We start from the raw sequence: 14043 nt of genomic DNA, 5'->3' as shown, positions 1-14043 counted from the left end.
CTAAAAGTATTTATTATTTTGTAAATTTTCTTGATCAAGTTTTTGATTTTGAGAATGTTACTTCTATTTTGCTTAATTTTATTGGATTCAATTCTGGATTTCAAACGAAACAATATGCTTTTATTTTTAACACTAAACTTCAATTATTGAAATGAAGATCTCTATTGTTGTTACCCAGGAAGAACACTTCAAATTCGCACAAGAAATTTGCGATACGATAGAATCATCTGCCTTGTTAAGAGGTACGGGGATTGCTAAAAGAACTCCTGAGTATATTCAGAAAAAAATGTCGAATGGTGATGCGATGATTGCTCTGGCTGATGGAAAATTTGCAGGTTTTTGTTATATCGAAAGCTGGGAACACGGAAAATTCGTGGCGCATTCGGGATTAATTGTACATCCTGACTATAGAAGTTTAGGATTGGCAAAAAAGATAAAATCGAAAGTTTTTGATTATTCTTTGAAGAGATATCCAGATGCTAAAATATTTGGAATTACAACTGGTTTGGCTGTAATGAAAATTAACTCTGATTTAGGTTATAAACCAGTTCCATTCTCAGAATTGACAACCGATCCAAGTTTCTGGGCAGGCTGTAAAACTTGTACCAATTTTGAAATCCTACAAAGCAAACAAAACAAAATGTGTCTTTGCACCGGAATGTTATACGACCCAAAAGAAAAACAAAAAACACCGCCAAGACATCCTTTTAATGAGGCTGTTTTAAGCAGACTTAAAAAAATCAAACAGGCTTTATTCTTAAATAAAATATTGTCATTTATTTTTTTATTCAAAATTTAATCAAAAAGAAATCTCAAACTGCTACATACGAAAGTATTAGCCTAAATTATAAAAAATGAAAAAAGTAGTATTAGCTTATAGCGGAGGATTAGATACCTCGTATTGTTTGAAATATTTAAAAAATGAAAAAGGATACGAAGTTCACACTGTTCTTGTAGATACAGGAGGATTTTCTGCTGAAGAATTAACAGCTATTGAAAAAAGAGCTTATGAGTTAGGAAGCGCACAACACGCCAACTTAACAATTTTAGATAAATATTACGATAAAGCTATAAAATATTTGATTTTCGGAAACGTGTTAAAAAACAATACTTATCCATTATCAGTAAGTGCAGAGCGTGTTTTTCAGGCAATTGAAGCTATAAAATATGCAAAAAAAGTAGGAGCAACTGCAATCGCTCACGGAAGTACTGGTGCAGGAAATGATCAAATTCGTTTCGACTTGATTTTCCAAACTATTGCTCCAGAAATCGAAATTATTACGCCAATTAGAGATTTGAAATTGTCAAGACAAGAAGAAGTTGATTATTTAGCTCAAAACGGAGTTCACTATTCTTGGGAAAAAGCACAATATTCTATCAATAAAGGACTTTGGGGAACAAGTGTTGGTGGAAAAGAAACTTTAACTTCAGGACAGCCATTGCCAAGTGAAGCTTATCCTTCGCAATTACAAAAAGAAGGAGAAGAAAAAGTAACACTTCATTTTGAACAAGGAGAATTAGTTGGTTTAAACGGAAAAACTGATAAACCATCAAATAATATCGTGGCTCTTGAAAAATTGGCAAGTGCTTATGCAATTGGTAGAGATATTCACGTTGGAGATACTATTATCGGAATTAAAGGAAGAGTTGGTTTTGAAGCTGCTGCGCCATTAATTATCATTAAAGCGCACCATTTGTTAGAGAAACACACTCTTGGAAAATGGCAACAATACTGGAAAGAGCAATTAGGAAACTGGTACGGAATGTTATTCCACGAAGGTCAGTTCTTAGATCCAGTAATGAGAAACATCGAAACTTTCTTGCAAGACACACAAAAAACAGTAAATGGAACCGTAACAGTTTCATTAAAACCATACCATTTCTCACTTGACGGAATCGAATCTGAAAACGATTTAATGAACACAGGTTTTGGTCAATACGGAGAAATGAACAATGCTTGGACATCTGACGATGCAAAAGGATTTATCAAGATTTTAGGAAATGCACAAAACATATTCTCATCTGTAAACAAATTAGATCATGATTAATGTCGGAATTATTGGTGGTTCGGGCTACACAGCCGGAGAACTCATCAGAATTTTAATGTATCACCCAAAAGTAAACATTGATTTTGTTTACAGTACAACAAACGCTGGGAAACCGCTTTCTGTAGCGCACCACGATTTGATGGGCGATATCGAAATGAATTTTACTGATGAAATCAATCCAAATGTAAATGTTGTTTTCTTGTGCTTGGGTCACGGAAAATCGATTTCATTTTTGAAAGAAAATCAGTTTGCAAGTCATACTAAAATCATTGATTTAGGAAATGATTTCAGATTGAATAAGGATGCTCATTTTGAAGGAAAAGATTTTGTTTACGGTTTGCCTGAAATCAATAAAGCCGAAATAAAAAAAGCGAATTATATCGCAAATCCAGGCTGTTTTGCAACTGCTATTCAGTTGGCTTTATTACCTTTAGCAGAACATAATTTGTTAATTAATGATGTTCATATTAATGCAACAACCGGAAGTACAGGAGCAGGAGTAAGTCTTTCTGAAACTTCTCATTTCAGTTGGAGAAATAATAATATGTCACATTATAAAGCTTTTGAGCACCAACATTTGGGAGAAATTGGAGAAAGTTTGGTGCAACTTCAAGATGATTTTGATAGCGAATTGCTTTTTATTCCGAACAGAGGAGATTTCCCAAGAGGAATTTTTGCAACCTTATATACATTATGTGATGATAGTTTGGATCAATTGGTTGCTAAATACGAAGATTTCTATAAAGATCAACCTTTCGTAACCATTACCACAACAAACATCAACATGAAACAAGTGGTGCAAACGAATAAATGTATCATCAGTTTATTGAAAAAAGGAAACCGGGTTCTCATAACATCAATTATCGATAACTTAACCAAAGGTGCTTCAGGACAAGCAATTCAAAACATGAATTTAATGTTCGGTTTAGAAGAAACCACAGGTTTACATTTGAAACCAAGCGGATTTTAATTTAAAAAAGTTATGAGTTATAAGTTATGGGTTAAGCGTTATATAACTGCTTATATTTAAAAACTTCTAACTCCTATATAAATAACTTTTTTCAGAGTTAAAAAGTTAAAAGCAGTTTAAAGTCTGCACGATAACTCTTAACTCCTAACAAATAACCTTTTAACTTAAAAAGAAAATGAACTTATTCAACGTTTACCCATTATACGATATAACTCCAGTAAAAGCAGTAGATTGTACAATCATTGACGACAAAGGAGTAGAATATTTAGATTTATACAGCGGACATGGTGTGATTTCTATCGGACACACGCAACCGGATTATGTAGCAAAACTTAAAAATCAATTAGATAATTTAGGATTTTATTCGAATGCTATTCAGAATCCTTTGCAGGTTGAATTGGCTCAGAAATTAGGAAAACTTTCTGGATTAGAAGATTACGAATTATTTTTATGCAGTTCTGGTGCTGAGGCCAACGAAAATGCTCTAAAATTAGCTTCTTTCCACAATGGAAAATCAAGAGTTGTAGCTTTTGATAATTCTTTCCACGGAAGAACTTCTGCAGCTGTTGCAGTTACAGATAACAAGAAAATTGTTGCGCCAATTAATGCACAGCAAGTAGTTACTTTTTTACCTCTAAACCAAATCGAATTAGTTGAAGCAGAATTAGCGAAAGGCGATGTTACAGCAGTAATTATTGAAGGAATTCAAGGAGTTGGAGGTTTAGACCAAGGAACAACCGAATTTTTCCAGGCTTTAGAAAAAGCATGTAAAAAACACGATGTTGTTTTGATTTTAGATGAAGTACAATCTGGTTACGGAAGAAGCGGAAAATTCTTCGCGTTTCAACACCACGGAATCAACGCTGATATTATCTCCGTTGCAAAAGGAATGGGGAACGGATTTCCAGTTGGAGCCATTTTAATTTCTCCAAAATTTGAAGCAAGTTTCGGATTATTAGGAACTACTTTCGGCGGAAGTCATTTGTCTTGTGCAGCAGGAATTGCAGTTTTAGATGTAATTGAAAAACTGGATTTACAAAAAAATGTAAACGAAGTTTATGAATATTTCTTAGAAAAAATAAAAGAAGTTGACGGAATCAAACAAGTAAAAGGAAAAGGCTTAATGCTTGGAGTTGAATTTGATTTTGATGTAGCGGCTTTAAGAAAGAAATTAATCATCGAAAAACACATTTTTACAGGAAGCGCCAACAATAAAAATCTATTAAGAATTTTACCGCCTTTAACAGTGAAAAAAGCAGATATAGATACGTTTGTAAAAGCTTTAAAAGAAAGTTTAGAAGAACTTCAAAATTAATGAAGTTATTGAAAAATATTTTTGGAGGTATATTGGTAATAAGCGTTTTATTGCCAATGTTCCTTTTCCTGAATCCATTTTTATGGGGAATGAGAAGGTATCCTGAATATATTCCTTCTGCAAAACTTGAAAAAGTGTTGCAAAAAATGCAAAATGAGATCAATAAATACGAAAATGTAGAAATTGATACTTATAAAAATGAAGCAAGTGTCTGGTATTTTAGAGATTGTGAAAATAAAAAACTAGACTCTTTAGCAAATTTTGAGATTGAGATTTCTGAAGTCAAAAGTGATTCTTTTGTTAGAGAAAAAATTGAAAAATATGCTTCTTTAATTAAGAAGGAAATAGATTGTAAATGCTACGATTCTTTAGTATTTACTTATGAAATAAAAGGAAGCAAATTGGTTTCTGCATTTAAAATGAAATAAAATGAAGAAGAGCTTTTTAATTTTAGATTCGTTATTCAAGTTTCAATCAATAGCTTATTTGTTTATTATAATTTGGGCTTTTTTTATTTCGAATTTGCAAAACCAATTTGAAATTTGGAAATACATAGAGCAGATAAATGAAATTCTCTTTTTTATATATTTTTTGATTGGTTTAGCTTCAGTTATAATATTAATTATACAGATTTTTAAAATTTATTTTTCGTCAGATAGTAATATGAAACAAAGAGTGTGGATTGTAACAAATATTTTACTCTATTATGGAGTTTTATTAGCTGTTTTTTATTTATCGGCACAATTTAGATTCTAATATACAACCAAAAAACAACCAACTACAAATTATGAATCCATTATCAATTGAAAAACGCAATCTCGTTCTGCGGACCATGGCAAAGCTGGTCGAGCAAGAGCGGAATGAGATAATCCTAACAAATCAGGAAGATCTTGCCGATTACGACGGCTCAGATTTAGCGATGGAAGAACGCTTAAAAGTAGATGATAAAAAAGTCGACGAAATGATTTTATCATTAAACCAATTAGCTTCACAGGAAGATCCCGTTGGCGTTGAGCGTTTTCATTTTACTCATGATAATGGAATAAAAGTTATAAATAAAACGGCTGCTTTCGGAACGATTTTAATTATTTACGAATCTCGTCCCGATGTTACCATCGAAGCGGGCGGAATTGCCTTTAAATCCGGAAATAAAATTTTATTAAAGGGAGGAAAAGAGTCTTTAAAATCAAACTTAAAAATCGTAAATCTTTGGCATAAAGCTTTAGAAGAAAACGGAGTTTCAAAAGACTGGGTAGAGTATCTGAATTACAACCGAACTGAAACTCAGGCTTTTTTAGAAAAACCAACTCAAAAAGTCGATTTAATAGTTCCAAGAGGCGGAGAAAAATTAATTGAGTTTGTAAAAGCACACGCAACGTGTCCCGTAATTGTAAGCGGACGAGGGAATAATTTTGTTTACGTTCATGAAAAAGCAGATACTGATTTGGCTTTAAAAGTAATTTTAAATGCTAAGACTGCTAAAATTTCAGCTTGTAATGCTTTAGATAAAGTTTTAATTGATTCAAAACTTCCAAATTTTGAAGGTTTCACAGCAATGTTAATTGAAGCCTTAATTGAAGCAAAAGTTGAAGTTATTGTAGATCAATCTTTAGCAAATTTTGAAAATACCAAAACGTTACAAAACGAAGATATTTGGTACGAAGAATTTCTAGATTACAAAATCGTAATCGGAACAATCGATTCCCAAGAGCATGCCATTGATATGATTAATAAATACTGCGGAGGACATTCAGCCGCAATTATTACAAGAGATAACAATGTTGCACAGCAATTTATGGAATCAATAGATGCTGCAGCAGTTTACCAAAATGCATCTACCCGTTTTACAGACGGTGGACAATTTGGGCTAGGCGGAGAATTAGCGATAAGTACTGATAAATTGCATCAAAGAGGACCAATTGGTTTACAGCATTTAGTTACCAATAAATGGTACGTTTACGGAGAAGGACAAATACGTTAGAATTTTAGATTTTAGAGTTCAGATTTTAGATTATTGGAATTTGGAATTTATTTATTGGAATTTAATTATAGATAAAGCTTTGCGAACTTAGCGTTTGTAAACACAAACAAAATAAAAAAAACCTTGCGCCCTTTGCGTTAAAAATAACTTAGTGCCTTAGCGCCTTCGTGGCAAAAACAAAAGACATGGCAAAAAAACGGATTTTATTAAAAATAGGAAGTAATACTTTAACCAAAGAAACCAATCATATTTCGCGGGGAAAGATTGAAGACCTCGGAATACAGATTGCAGCTTTAAACGATGAATATGAATTTATCATAGTGAGTTCAGGAGCAATTGCGGCAGCAAAGCAATTTGTAAAACTGGATAATCAGGATAAAGATGTTTTTGTAAAACAGGCTTTAGCTTCAATCGGACAGCCTCATTTAATGCGGATTTACAATGAAAATTTTAAAGATTTAGGATTAAATACCTCGCAGTGTTTACTTTCTTATTCTGATTTCGAAAAAGAGCAGACCAAAAAGAACATTGTAAATACCATTAATGTATTAGTTAAAAACAATTACATTCCGATTATCAATGAAAATGATACCGTTGCTACAGATGAGATTCGATTTGGAGATAATGATAAATTAGCGGCGTTGACAGCAGTTCTATTAAATGTTGATATTCTAATCATTGCAACCAATACAAATGGAATTTACACAAAGAATTCAATTCACGATGAAAATCCGGAGACGATAAAATTGGTAAATGATTTGAAGTCACTTGAAAAAGAAATCGGCGATTCAAAATCATCACATGGAACAGGAGGGATGCAATCCAAAATTGAAGCGGCGGCCATTTCAAAAGCAGCAAATATAGAAACCTGGATTGTGAATGGATTAAATGATAATTTTATTCTAAAGGCTTTAAAAGACGAAATTCCTTTTACTAGGATTGTGTAATAAAGAACGCGGATGAAACGGATTCGCTATCGCGAAGACGCGGATTAAAACGGATTTTATATTTAGTTTTAAAATTTATGTAGTATATTTCATTCAAATATGTTTTTATGAAATTATTGCATCAAGAGTTAATAGAAGTAATTATTAAAACTTTTTATGAAGTTTATAATGAGTTAGGATATGGGTTTTTAGAAAGAGTTTACCAAAATTCCTTGTATTTGGAATTGAAAAATAAAGGTTTGTATGTGGAGGCTCAAAAGAAAATTAAAGTTTATTATAAAGGAATAGAAGTTGGAGAATATTATGCCGATTTAGTAGTTGAAGATTTGATTATTTTAGAACTAAAAGCGGCTAATTGCATAGTAATAGAATTTGAAAACCAAATTTTAAATTATTTAAAAGGCACAAACTGTGAAGTAGGTTTACTTCTAAATTTTGGAATAAAACCAGAATTTAGACGAAAAGTATTTGAAAACAGTAGAAAAATAAGAATATAAAAAATCCGCGTTAATCTGCGTCTTCGCGATAGCGAATCTGTAAAATCCGCGTCTAATTTTTTACAAACCAATAAGAAAAAAAAGAAAATGAATTATATCTCAATAAAAGACATCAACTCATTATCAAAATGGGTAAAACAAGCGATCAAAATCAAAAAGAATCCGCTTAAAAATCAAAGTTTAGGAAAGAATAAAACTCTTGGAATGTTATTCTTCAACCCAAGTTTAAGAACGCGTTTGAGTACTCAAAAAGCGGCTTTAAATTTAGGAATGAACGTTATGGTAATGAATTTTACCAACGAAGGATGGACATTAGAATTCGAAGATGGAGCAGTGATGAATTCTGGCGCTTCTGAACATATCAAAGAAGCAGCAGAAGTAGTTTCACAATACTGTGATATTATCGCAATCCGTGCTTTTGCAGGTTTGGTTGATAAAGAAAAAGATTATCAGGAAACTGTCATTTCAGGATTTTTGAAATATGCAACAGTGCCAATTGTGAACATGGAAAGTGCTATTCGCCATCCGTTGCAATCATTAGCAGATGCGATTACAATGGAAGAATTTAAACCTAGACACAAAGACAAACCAAAAGTGGTTCTTTCGTGGGCACCGCATCCAAAAGCTTTGCCTCAGGCAGTTGCAAATTCTTTCGTAGAAATGATGCAAATGCAGAAAGACATGGATTTTGTAATCACACATCCAGAAGGTTATGAATTGAGCCCGGAAATAACAAAAGACTGTAAAATCGAATACGATCAAGACAAAGCTTTCGAAAATGCCGATTTCGTTTACGTTAAAAACTGGAGTAATTTTAACGATTATGGAAAAGTAACTAACAGTGATCCAAATTGGACAGTTACGGCCGAAAAAATGGCGTTAACCAACAACGGAAAATTCATGCACTGTCTTCCGGTTCGTCGTAACGTAATTGTAAGCGACGAAGTTCTAGACGGAGAAAATTCAATCGTAATAGAACAAGCGAATAATAGAACATATTCGGCACAATTAGTTTTACAAAAGATTCTTAAAAAAATATAAATTTTTAAAGTTGCTAAGATTCTAAGCTACTAAGATGCTGAGAAACTTTGCGCAGAAAAAACTTAGTATCTTAGAATCTCAGAACCTTAGAATCTTATGCAAGTATCAGTAATAAAAATAGGTGGAAACATCATCGACAATCCGGCAGAATTAGAACAATTTTTAACCGATTTTTCTAAAATTGAAGGCTATAAAGTTTTAGTTCATGGCGGAGGAAAATCGGCTACAAAAATGGCACAGAGTATTGGTTTGGTTCCGCAAATGATTGACGGACGCCGAATTACAGATGCTCCAATGCTTGACGTTGTCGTGATGATTTACGCAGGGCAAATCAACAAACATATTGTAGCACAATTGCAGGCAAAAGATAATAACGCGATTGGTTTTTCTGGAGCTGACGGAAATTTAATTCAGTCAACAAAAAGAAATCACCCAACAATTGATTACGGATTTGTAGGCGATGTAAAACAAGTGAATACCAAATTACTGGCAACTTTATTAGAAGCTGGAGTTGTTCCCGTTTTTTGTGCGATCACACACGACAAAAACGGACAATTACTGAACACCAATGCTGATACGATTGCAAGTGAATTGTCGATTGCTTTATCAGAAGTTTTTGATGTTACGTTGACATATTGCTTTGAAAAACAAGGTGTTTTGCAAGATTCAGAAGACGATTCATCTGTAATTACTGAAATCAATGAAGTTTTATATCATAAACTAAAAGAAGAAAAAGTAATCCATTCGGGAATGATTCCAAAATTGGATAACTGTTTCAATAGTTTATCAAGAGGTGTGCAGAAAATCAAAATTGGACATCACAAAATGCTCCAGAATTCAGATATTCCGCATACAACGATTACATTATAAAAAATGTTGCCACGAATTGACATTAATTTTAGCTGTTAAAAGAGAAAATAATTTTATGAGAACATTAAAAAGTTTATTTTGATTTTAAATCTGCAACAAAAAAACAATTTGCGAAAATTCGTGTAATTAGTGGCAAAAAAACAGAGTTGCGCAGTACTTTTAAATATTAATTTAAGAAATTTGCGCCAATTAAAAATGTCGCATATTATTTAGTTAACAAAGTAAAAACTAAAAAAAAAACTTAGCGACTTAGCGCCTTTGTGGCAAGAGCACAACAAAATGAAAAATATAGATACGCTTACCCAGGAAGCAATTAGTTTATTAAGAAGCTTAATCGAAATGCCTTCATTTTCAAGTGAAGAAGATCAAACGGCTCTTTTAATCGAAAATTGGTTCAATCAGAACGAAATTCCATTCAAGAGAGAAAACAACAATGTGTGGGCTTTCAACAAATATTTCGACGAAAACAAACCAACACTTTTACTAAACTCACATCACGATACTGTACGCCCAAATCAAGCTTACACCAACGATCCGTTTAAAGCAATCGAAAAAGACGGCAAATTATTTGGGTTAGGAAGTAATGATGCCGGAGGATGCTTAGTTTCATTACTAGCAACATTTGTACATTTCTACGAAAATCAAAACCTTTCTCACAATATAGTAATCGTAGCTTCCGCCGAAGAAGAAAGCAGCGGAAAAAATGGTTTAAACAGCGTTTTAAAAAGCTTGCCAGAATTAGATTGTGCGATTGTTGGAGAACCAACTTTAATGCAATTAGCAGTTGCCGAAAAAGGTTTATTAGTTCTTGATGTAAAAGTAAAAGGAACCGCAAGCCACGCCGCACATCAAAATGATGATAATGCTTTATACAAATCAATTCCAGTAATGGAATGGTTTAAAAACTATAAATTCGATAAAATCTCAGATGTTTTAGGTCCTGTAAAAATGACCGTAACGCAAATCAATGCAGGAAAACAGCATAATGTTGTGCCATCAGAATGCGATTTAGTGGTTGACATTCGTGTAACAGATCGTTATACAAATGCTGAAATATTAGAAGTGGTGAAAGCAAACATAAATGCCGAAGTAACACCAAGATCCATGCATTTAAACGCATCATCAATTCCAGTTGCCCACGGTTTAGTTCAAGCAGGAATTGCTTTGGGAAGAACAACGTATGGCTCGCCAACACTTTCAGATCAATCTGTTTTAAGCTGTCAGTCTTTGAAACTTGGGCCAGGAGAAACATTGCGTTCACATTCTGCAGACGAATTTATTTTTGTAAATGAAATTGAAGAAGGAGTTGATTTGTATATCAAAATACTAACTGATTTCTTTAAATTATAAGAAAAGAAAAACCGCCACGAATTCACGAATTATTTTTTTACTATCTAAATCAGATATTAATTCGAATTAATTCGAAAAAAAATAATCGCAAAGATTTGAAAAAATAATTCGTGAATTCGTGGCGAAAAAAAATAGCACCTATGAAACTTTGGGAAAAAGGAATACCAACAGATAAACAAATCGAACAATTCACAGTAGGAAACGACCGTGAACTGGATTTGGTTTTAGCAAAATACGATGCTTTAGGTTCAATTGCACACGCTAAAATGCTTGGACAGATTGGTTTATTGACTTCAGAAGAAACAACATCTTTAGTTGATGCCTTAAACGAAATCATTGCAGATATCGTAGTGGGGAATTTCGAAATCGAAGACAGTTTCGAAGATGTGCATTCTAAAATCGAATATCTTTTAACTGTAAAACTTGGAGATGCAGGAAAGAAAATCCACACGGCGCGTTCTCGTAACGATCAGGTTTTAGTTGATGTTCATTTGTATTTAAAAGACGAATTAAAAGCAATCAAAGAACAAGTAAAAACATTGTTTGATTTGTTGATGGAATCGGCAGAAAAACACCAAAACGTGTTATTGCCAGGTTATACGCACTTACAAATCGCAATGCCATCGTCATTCGGAATGTGGTTCTCTGCTTACGCCGAAAGTTTGATTGATGATGTAACGATGTTGAACGCTGCTTCAAAAATTGTAGACCAGAATCCGTTAGGTTCTGCTGCGGGTTACGGAAGTTCATTTCCAATCAACAGAACATTTACAACTCAGGAATTAGGTTTTGAAACTTTAAAATATAATGCCGTTGCCGCTCAAATGAGTCGCGGAAAAGCAGAAAAAACAGTTGCTTTTGCGATGACAAGCGTTGCAGGAACATTATCAAAATTTGCGATGGACGTATGTTTGTATATGAGCCAGAACTTTGATTTTATCGGTTTGCCGGCACATCTTACAACAGGTTCAAGCATTATGCCTCATAAAAAGAATCCAGACGTTTTCGAATTAATCAGAGGAAAATGTAATAAGATTCAGGCACTTCCATACGAAATCACTTTAATTACCAATAATCTTCCAAGCGGTTATCATAGAGATTTACAGCTTTTAAAAGAAGGTTTATTTCCAGCGATTCAAAATCTAAAGGCTTGTTTGGATATTGCTATTTTTTCAATAAAAGATATTACGGTTAAAGATCATATTTTAGAAGATAAAAAGTACGATTATTTGTTTACTGTAGATACTTTAAATGAAATGGTGGTTGCCGGAATGCCTTTTAGAGATGCTTATAAAGCCGTTGCAGAGCAATTAGAAGCTGGAACATACAAATCTCCTAAAGAAACCAAACATACGCACGAAGGAAGTATTAATAATCTTTGTCTAGATGCTATAAAAGATAAAATGAAAGCAGCTTTTTAACATTGTGAAATGTGAAAAGTAAGGTGTAAAAATGTAAAAAGGTCATTGATGTGTTTCAATGAACTTTTGCTTTTTTATAAAAAATTAGTTTTTTACTAATTTAAACGTTTTACTTCTGTTTTCTATTTGGACTTTACAGATGTAAATGCCTTTGGCAAGATTTCCAACATTGAGTTCTAATTTTTCATCAGCAGAAACATTTTTAGAATGCGAATATACTTTTGAGCCGTTAGAGGAATATAAATTAACTTGGGCCAATCCATAATCAGAACTTGAAAAATCAATATTTAAAAGACGATTTATAAGGGATGGATAATATTTAAGTTCTAGATTGTTTGTGTTTTCGTTTAAACCTAAATTACTACAGCTTGTAGATGCAACACCTTGAGCAGTAACTTGTAATGTTGCTCCAGCACCGCAAGTCGGATTAGATACAAAACCTGCAACGTTAGCGGTTGGTAATACAGTATAAGGATAAGTTGGCTTACTTACAGTTGTTCCTGAGTTTGCAGGTGCATTCAAACAATCTGTAAAAGAAATTCCAATTGTACCGCCGTCTGTGCTTACATAATTTTTAAACGCAGTTCCAATTTTAGCAAAATCAGTTCCTTCAACATAACAAGTTGTATTATTATTACCGCCTCCTAAACCAATTGCCAGTGAACCTGAAACCGATGTGTTATAATAACAGTTTAGAATATGAAGTTCAGCATTTCTTGCTCTTGGCATTCTCTCTTTACAGCCTTCTTCCCAATAACAATTTTTAAAAGTTATGCTGTAATGTCCGTCCGCTGGAGCGTCCGATTTTGAAGAACCAACTAAATCTGAAAATCTATGATCATCTGCACCGCCAGTTCCTCCAGCTTTTGGAGTTTTTAAATAGGTAAACTTGCACCAAGAAACAGTTACATTATCTGCGGCGCCTTTGTTGTCAAAATTTCCGTCCATTCCGTCTTGAAATTCGCAATGATCGACCCAAATATTGGTGGCTTCGGAAGTTAAGTTATCGCGTCCGTCAACATCATACGCTCCAGGGCCTTCAAAAATTAAATTTCTAATGATAATATTATTTGACCCAGGTTTTAAATTTAATATTCCAGAACCAGCAGCAGTTTGATCCAAATTGACTAAACGGGCGCCAGGCAGTCCGATAATGGTTTTGTCATTAATCTGCAGACTCGTATAGGTAAAAGTTATGGTTCCCGATACTAAAATAACCTGTGGTGTAGTAAGTTTAAGTTTTGCTGTTAAGTCGGCTAAAGTTGTAACAGTAGTAACAGGGGCATCAACGCGTGTACCGCCAGTTGCAGCAGCTCCAAATCCTTCAGGACTGCTCATAAAATAATTTTGAGCAAAAAGAAAAGAGCATGGAATAAGTAATGCTAATAAAATAAGTTTTGTTTTCATTTGTGGTTTTTTGTGGTCTAATAGTTAATGTAATCGATTGCATAAATGTAGAGGATTCAGATTAATTTCAAATTAATTTAGCATTTTTTTTATATTTTAAAGTTTTGACTACAAGAACATTAAGTGTTTGTTTTACACTTAAAAAGGTTGTTTTTCCAAAATGAATCGAGGGTAAAAGTGGTGTAAAATAGTAAGC

The 14043-nt window shown here is 33.3% G+C and carries 13 protein-coding genes; 12 read left to right on the top strand and 1 reads right to left on the bottom strand.

Annotated elements, in window-relative coordinates; all coding sequences use genetic code 11:
- Positions 1-151 precede the first annotated feature (151 nt).
- From GSY47_RS10755 to argH, 12 genes are all read left to right on the top strand, one after another.
- Entirely contained in the window at positions 152-799 is a 648-nt protein-coding gene (locus GSY47_RS10755) for a GNAT family N-acetyltransferase (RefSeq protein ID WP_179003389.1), read from the top strand.
- 55 nt (positions 800-854) lie between these two features.
- Complete coding sequence (locus GSY47_RS10750; RefSeq protein ID WP_109192893.1) at positions 855-2048, top strand: argininosuccinate synthase; 1194 nt, start codon at positions 855-857, stop codon at positions 2046-2048.
- Positions 2041-3018, top strand: coding sequence for an N-acetyl-gamma-glutamyl-phosphate reductase (argC, locus tag GSY47_RS10745; RefSeq protein ID WP_179003390.1), 978 nt, complete (start codon positions 2041-2043; stop codon positions 3016-3018). Before GSY47_RS10750 ends, argC begins: the two co-directional genes overlap by 8 nt.
- A gap of 175 nt (positions 3019-3193) precedes the next feature.
- Positions 3194-4333, top strand: coding sequence for an aspartate aminotransferase family protein (locus GSY47_RS10740; RefSeq protein WP_179003391.1), 1140 nt, complete (start codon positions 3194-3196; stop codon positions 4331-4333).
- The gene (locus GSY47_RS10735; protein ID WP_179003392.1) at positions 4333-4761 is read left to right on the top strand and encodes a hypothetical protein; all 429 of its coding nucleotides are present in this window, start codon (positions 4333-4335) and stop codon (positions 4759-4761) included. The genes GSY47_RS10740 and GSY47_RS10735 overlap by 1 nt, the downstream gene beginning before the upstream one ends.
- Positions 4762-5090: 329 nt before the next feature.
- Positions 5091-6314 (top strand): glutamate-5-semialdehyde dehydrogenase, encoded by a 1224-nt coding sequence (locus GSY47_RS10730; protein WP_317197924.1) that lies wholly within the window; start codon positions 5091-5093, stop codon positions 6312-6314.
- Between the two features lie 185 nt (positions 6315-6499).
- Entirely contained in the window at positions 6500-7261 is a 762-nt protein-coding gene (gene proB / locus GSY47_RS10725) for a glutamate 5-kinase (protein WP_179003393.1), read from the top strand.
- 107 nt (positions 7262-7368) lie between these two features.
- Positions 7369-7758 carry a GxxExxY protein gene (locus tag GSY47_RS10720; protein ID WP_219071258.1) on the top strand — a complete coding sequence of 130 codons (390 nt, stop codon included), beginning with the start codon at positions 7369-7371 and terminating at the stop codon, positions 7756-7758.
- A gap of 87 nt (positions 7759-7845) precedes the next feature.
- Positions 7846-8799, top strand: a complete 954-nt coding sequence (locus tag GSY47_RS10715; RefSeq protein ID WP_179003395.1) for an N-acetylornithine carbamoyltransferase — start codon at positions 7846-7848, stop codon at positions 8797-8799.
- Between the two features lie 96 nt (positions 8800-8895).
- A complete protein-coding gene (gene argB / locus GSY47_RS10710; RefSeq protein WP_179003396.1) occupies positions 8896-9669 on the top strand; it encodes an acetylglutamate kinase in 774 nt (257 codons plus the stop codon).
- Positions 9670-9948: 279 nt separating this feature from the next.
- Positions 9949-11019: a M20 family metallo-hydrolase gene (locus GSY47_RS10705; RefSeq protein WP_179003397.1), complete on the top strand. Its 1071-nt coding sequence runs from the start codon at positions 9949-9951 to the stop codon at positions 11017-11019.
- Between the two features lie 140 nt (positions 11020-11159).
- Positions 11160-12440 (top strand): argininosuccinate lyase, encoded by a 1281-nt coding sequence (gene argH / locus GSY47_RS10700; protein ID WP_179003398.1) that lies wholly within the window; start codon positions 11160-11162, stop codon positions 12438-12440.
- A gap of 84 nt (positions 12441-12524) precedes the next feature.
- Here argH and GSY47_RS10695 read toward each other — a convergent pair whose 3' ends face one another.
- A complete protein-coding gene (locus tag GSY47_RS10695) occupies positions 12525-13847 on the bottom strand; it encodes a T9SS type A sorting domain-containing protein (RefSeq protein WP_179003399.1) in 1323 nt (440 codons plus the stop codon).
- Positions 13848-14043: the final 196 nt, after the last annotated feature.

The organism is Flavobacterium quisquiliarum (genome assembly GCF_019308285.1).
Taxonomy (GTDB): domain Bacteria; phylum Bacteroidota; class Bacteroidia; order Flavobacteriales; family Flavobacteriaceae; genus Flavobacterium; species Flavobacterium quisquiliarum.
The sequence above is the reverse complement of the archived record's forward strand: the minus strand, read 5'-3'. Positions and strand labels throughout refer to the sequence as shown.

Bases quoted from the DNA above. Each gene is read 5' to 3' on its own strand.
- GSY47_RS10705 (WP_179003397.1), top strand. From the start codon at position 9,949: ATGAAAAATATAGATACGCTTACCCAGGAAGCAATTAGTTTATTAAGA.
- GSY47_RS10750 (WP_109192893.1), top strand. From the start codon at position 855: ATGAAAAAAGTAGTATTAGCTTATAGCGGAGGATTAGATACCTCGTAT.
- GSY47_RS10735 (WP_179003392.1), top strand. From the start codon at position 4,333: ATGAAGTTATTGAAAAATATTTTTGGAGGTATATTGGTAATAAGCGTT.
- argC (WP_179003390.1), top strand. From the start codon at position 2,041: ATGATTAATGTCGGAATTATTGGTGGTTCGGGCTACACAGCCGGAGAA.
- GSY47_RS10720 (WP_219071258.1), top strand. From the start codon at position 7,369: ATGAAATTATTGCATCAAGAGTTAATAGAAGTAATTATTAAAACTTTT.
- proB (WP_179003393.1), top strand. From the start codon at position 6,500: ATGGCAAAAAAACGGATTTTATTAAAAATAGGAAGTAATACTTTAACC.
- argB (WP_179003396.1), top strand. From the start codon at position 8,896: ATGCAAGTATCAGTAATAAAAATAGGTGGAAACATCATCGACAATCCG.
- GSY47_RS10755 (WP_179003389.1), top strand. From the start codon at position 152: ATGAAGATCTCTATTGTTGTTACCCAGGAAGAACACTTCAAATTCGCA.
- GSY47_RS10715 (WP_179003395.1), top strand. From the start codon at position 7,846: ATGAATTATATCTCAATAAAAGACATCAACTCATTATCAAAATGGGTA.
- argH (WP_179003398.1), top strand. From the start codon at position 11,160: ATGAAACTTTGGGAAAAAGGAATACCAACAGATAAACAAATCGAACAA.
- GSY47_RS10740 (WP_179003391.1), top strand. From the start codon at position 3,194: ATGAACTTATTCAACGTTTACCCATTATACGATATAACTCCAGTAAAA.
- GSY47_RS10695 (WP_179003399.1), bottom strand. From the start codon at position 13,847: ATGAAAACAAAACTTATTTTATTAGCATTACTTATTCCATGCTCTTTT.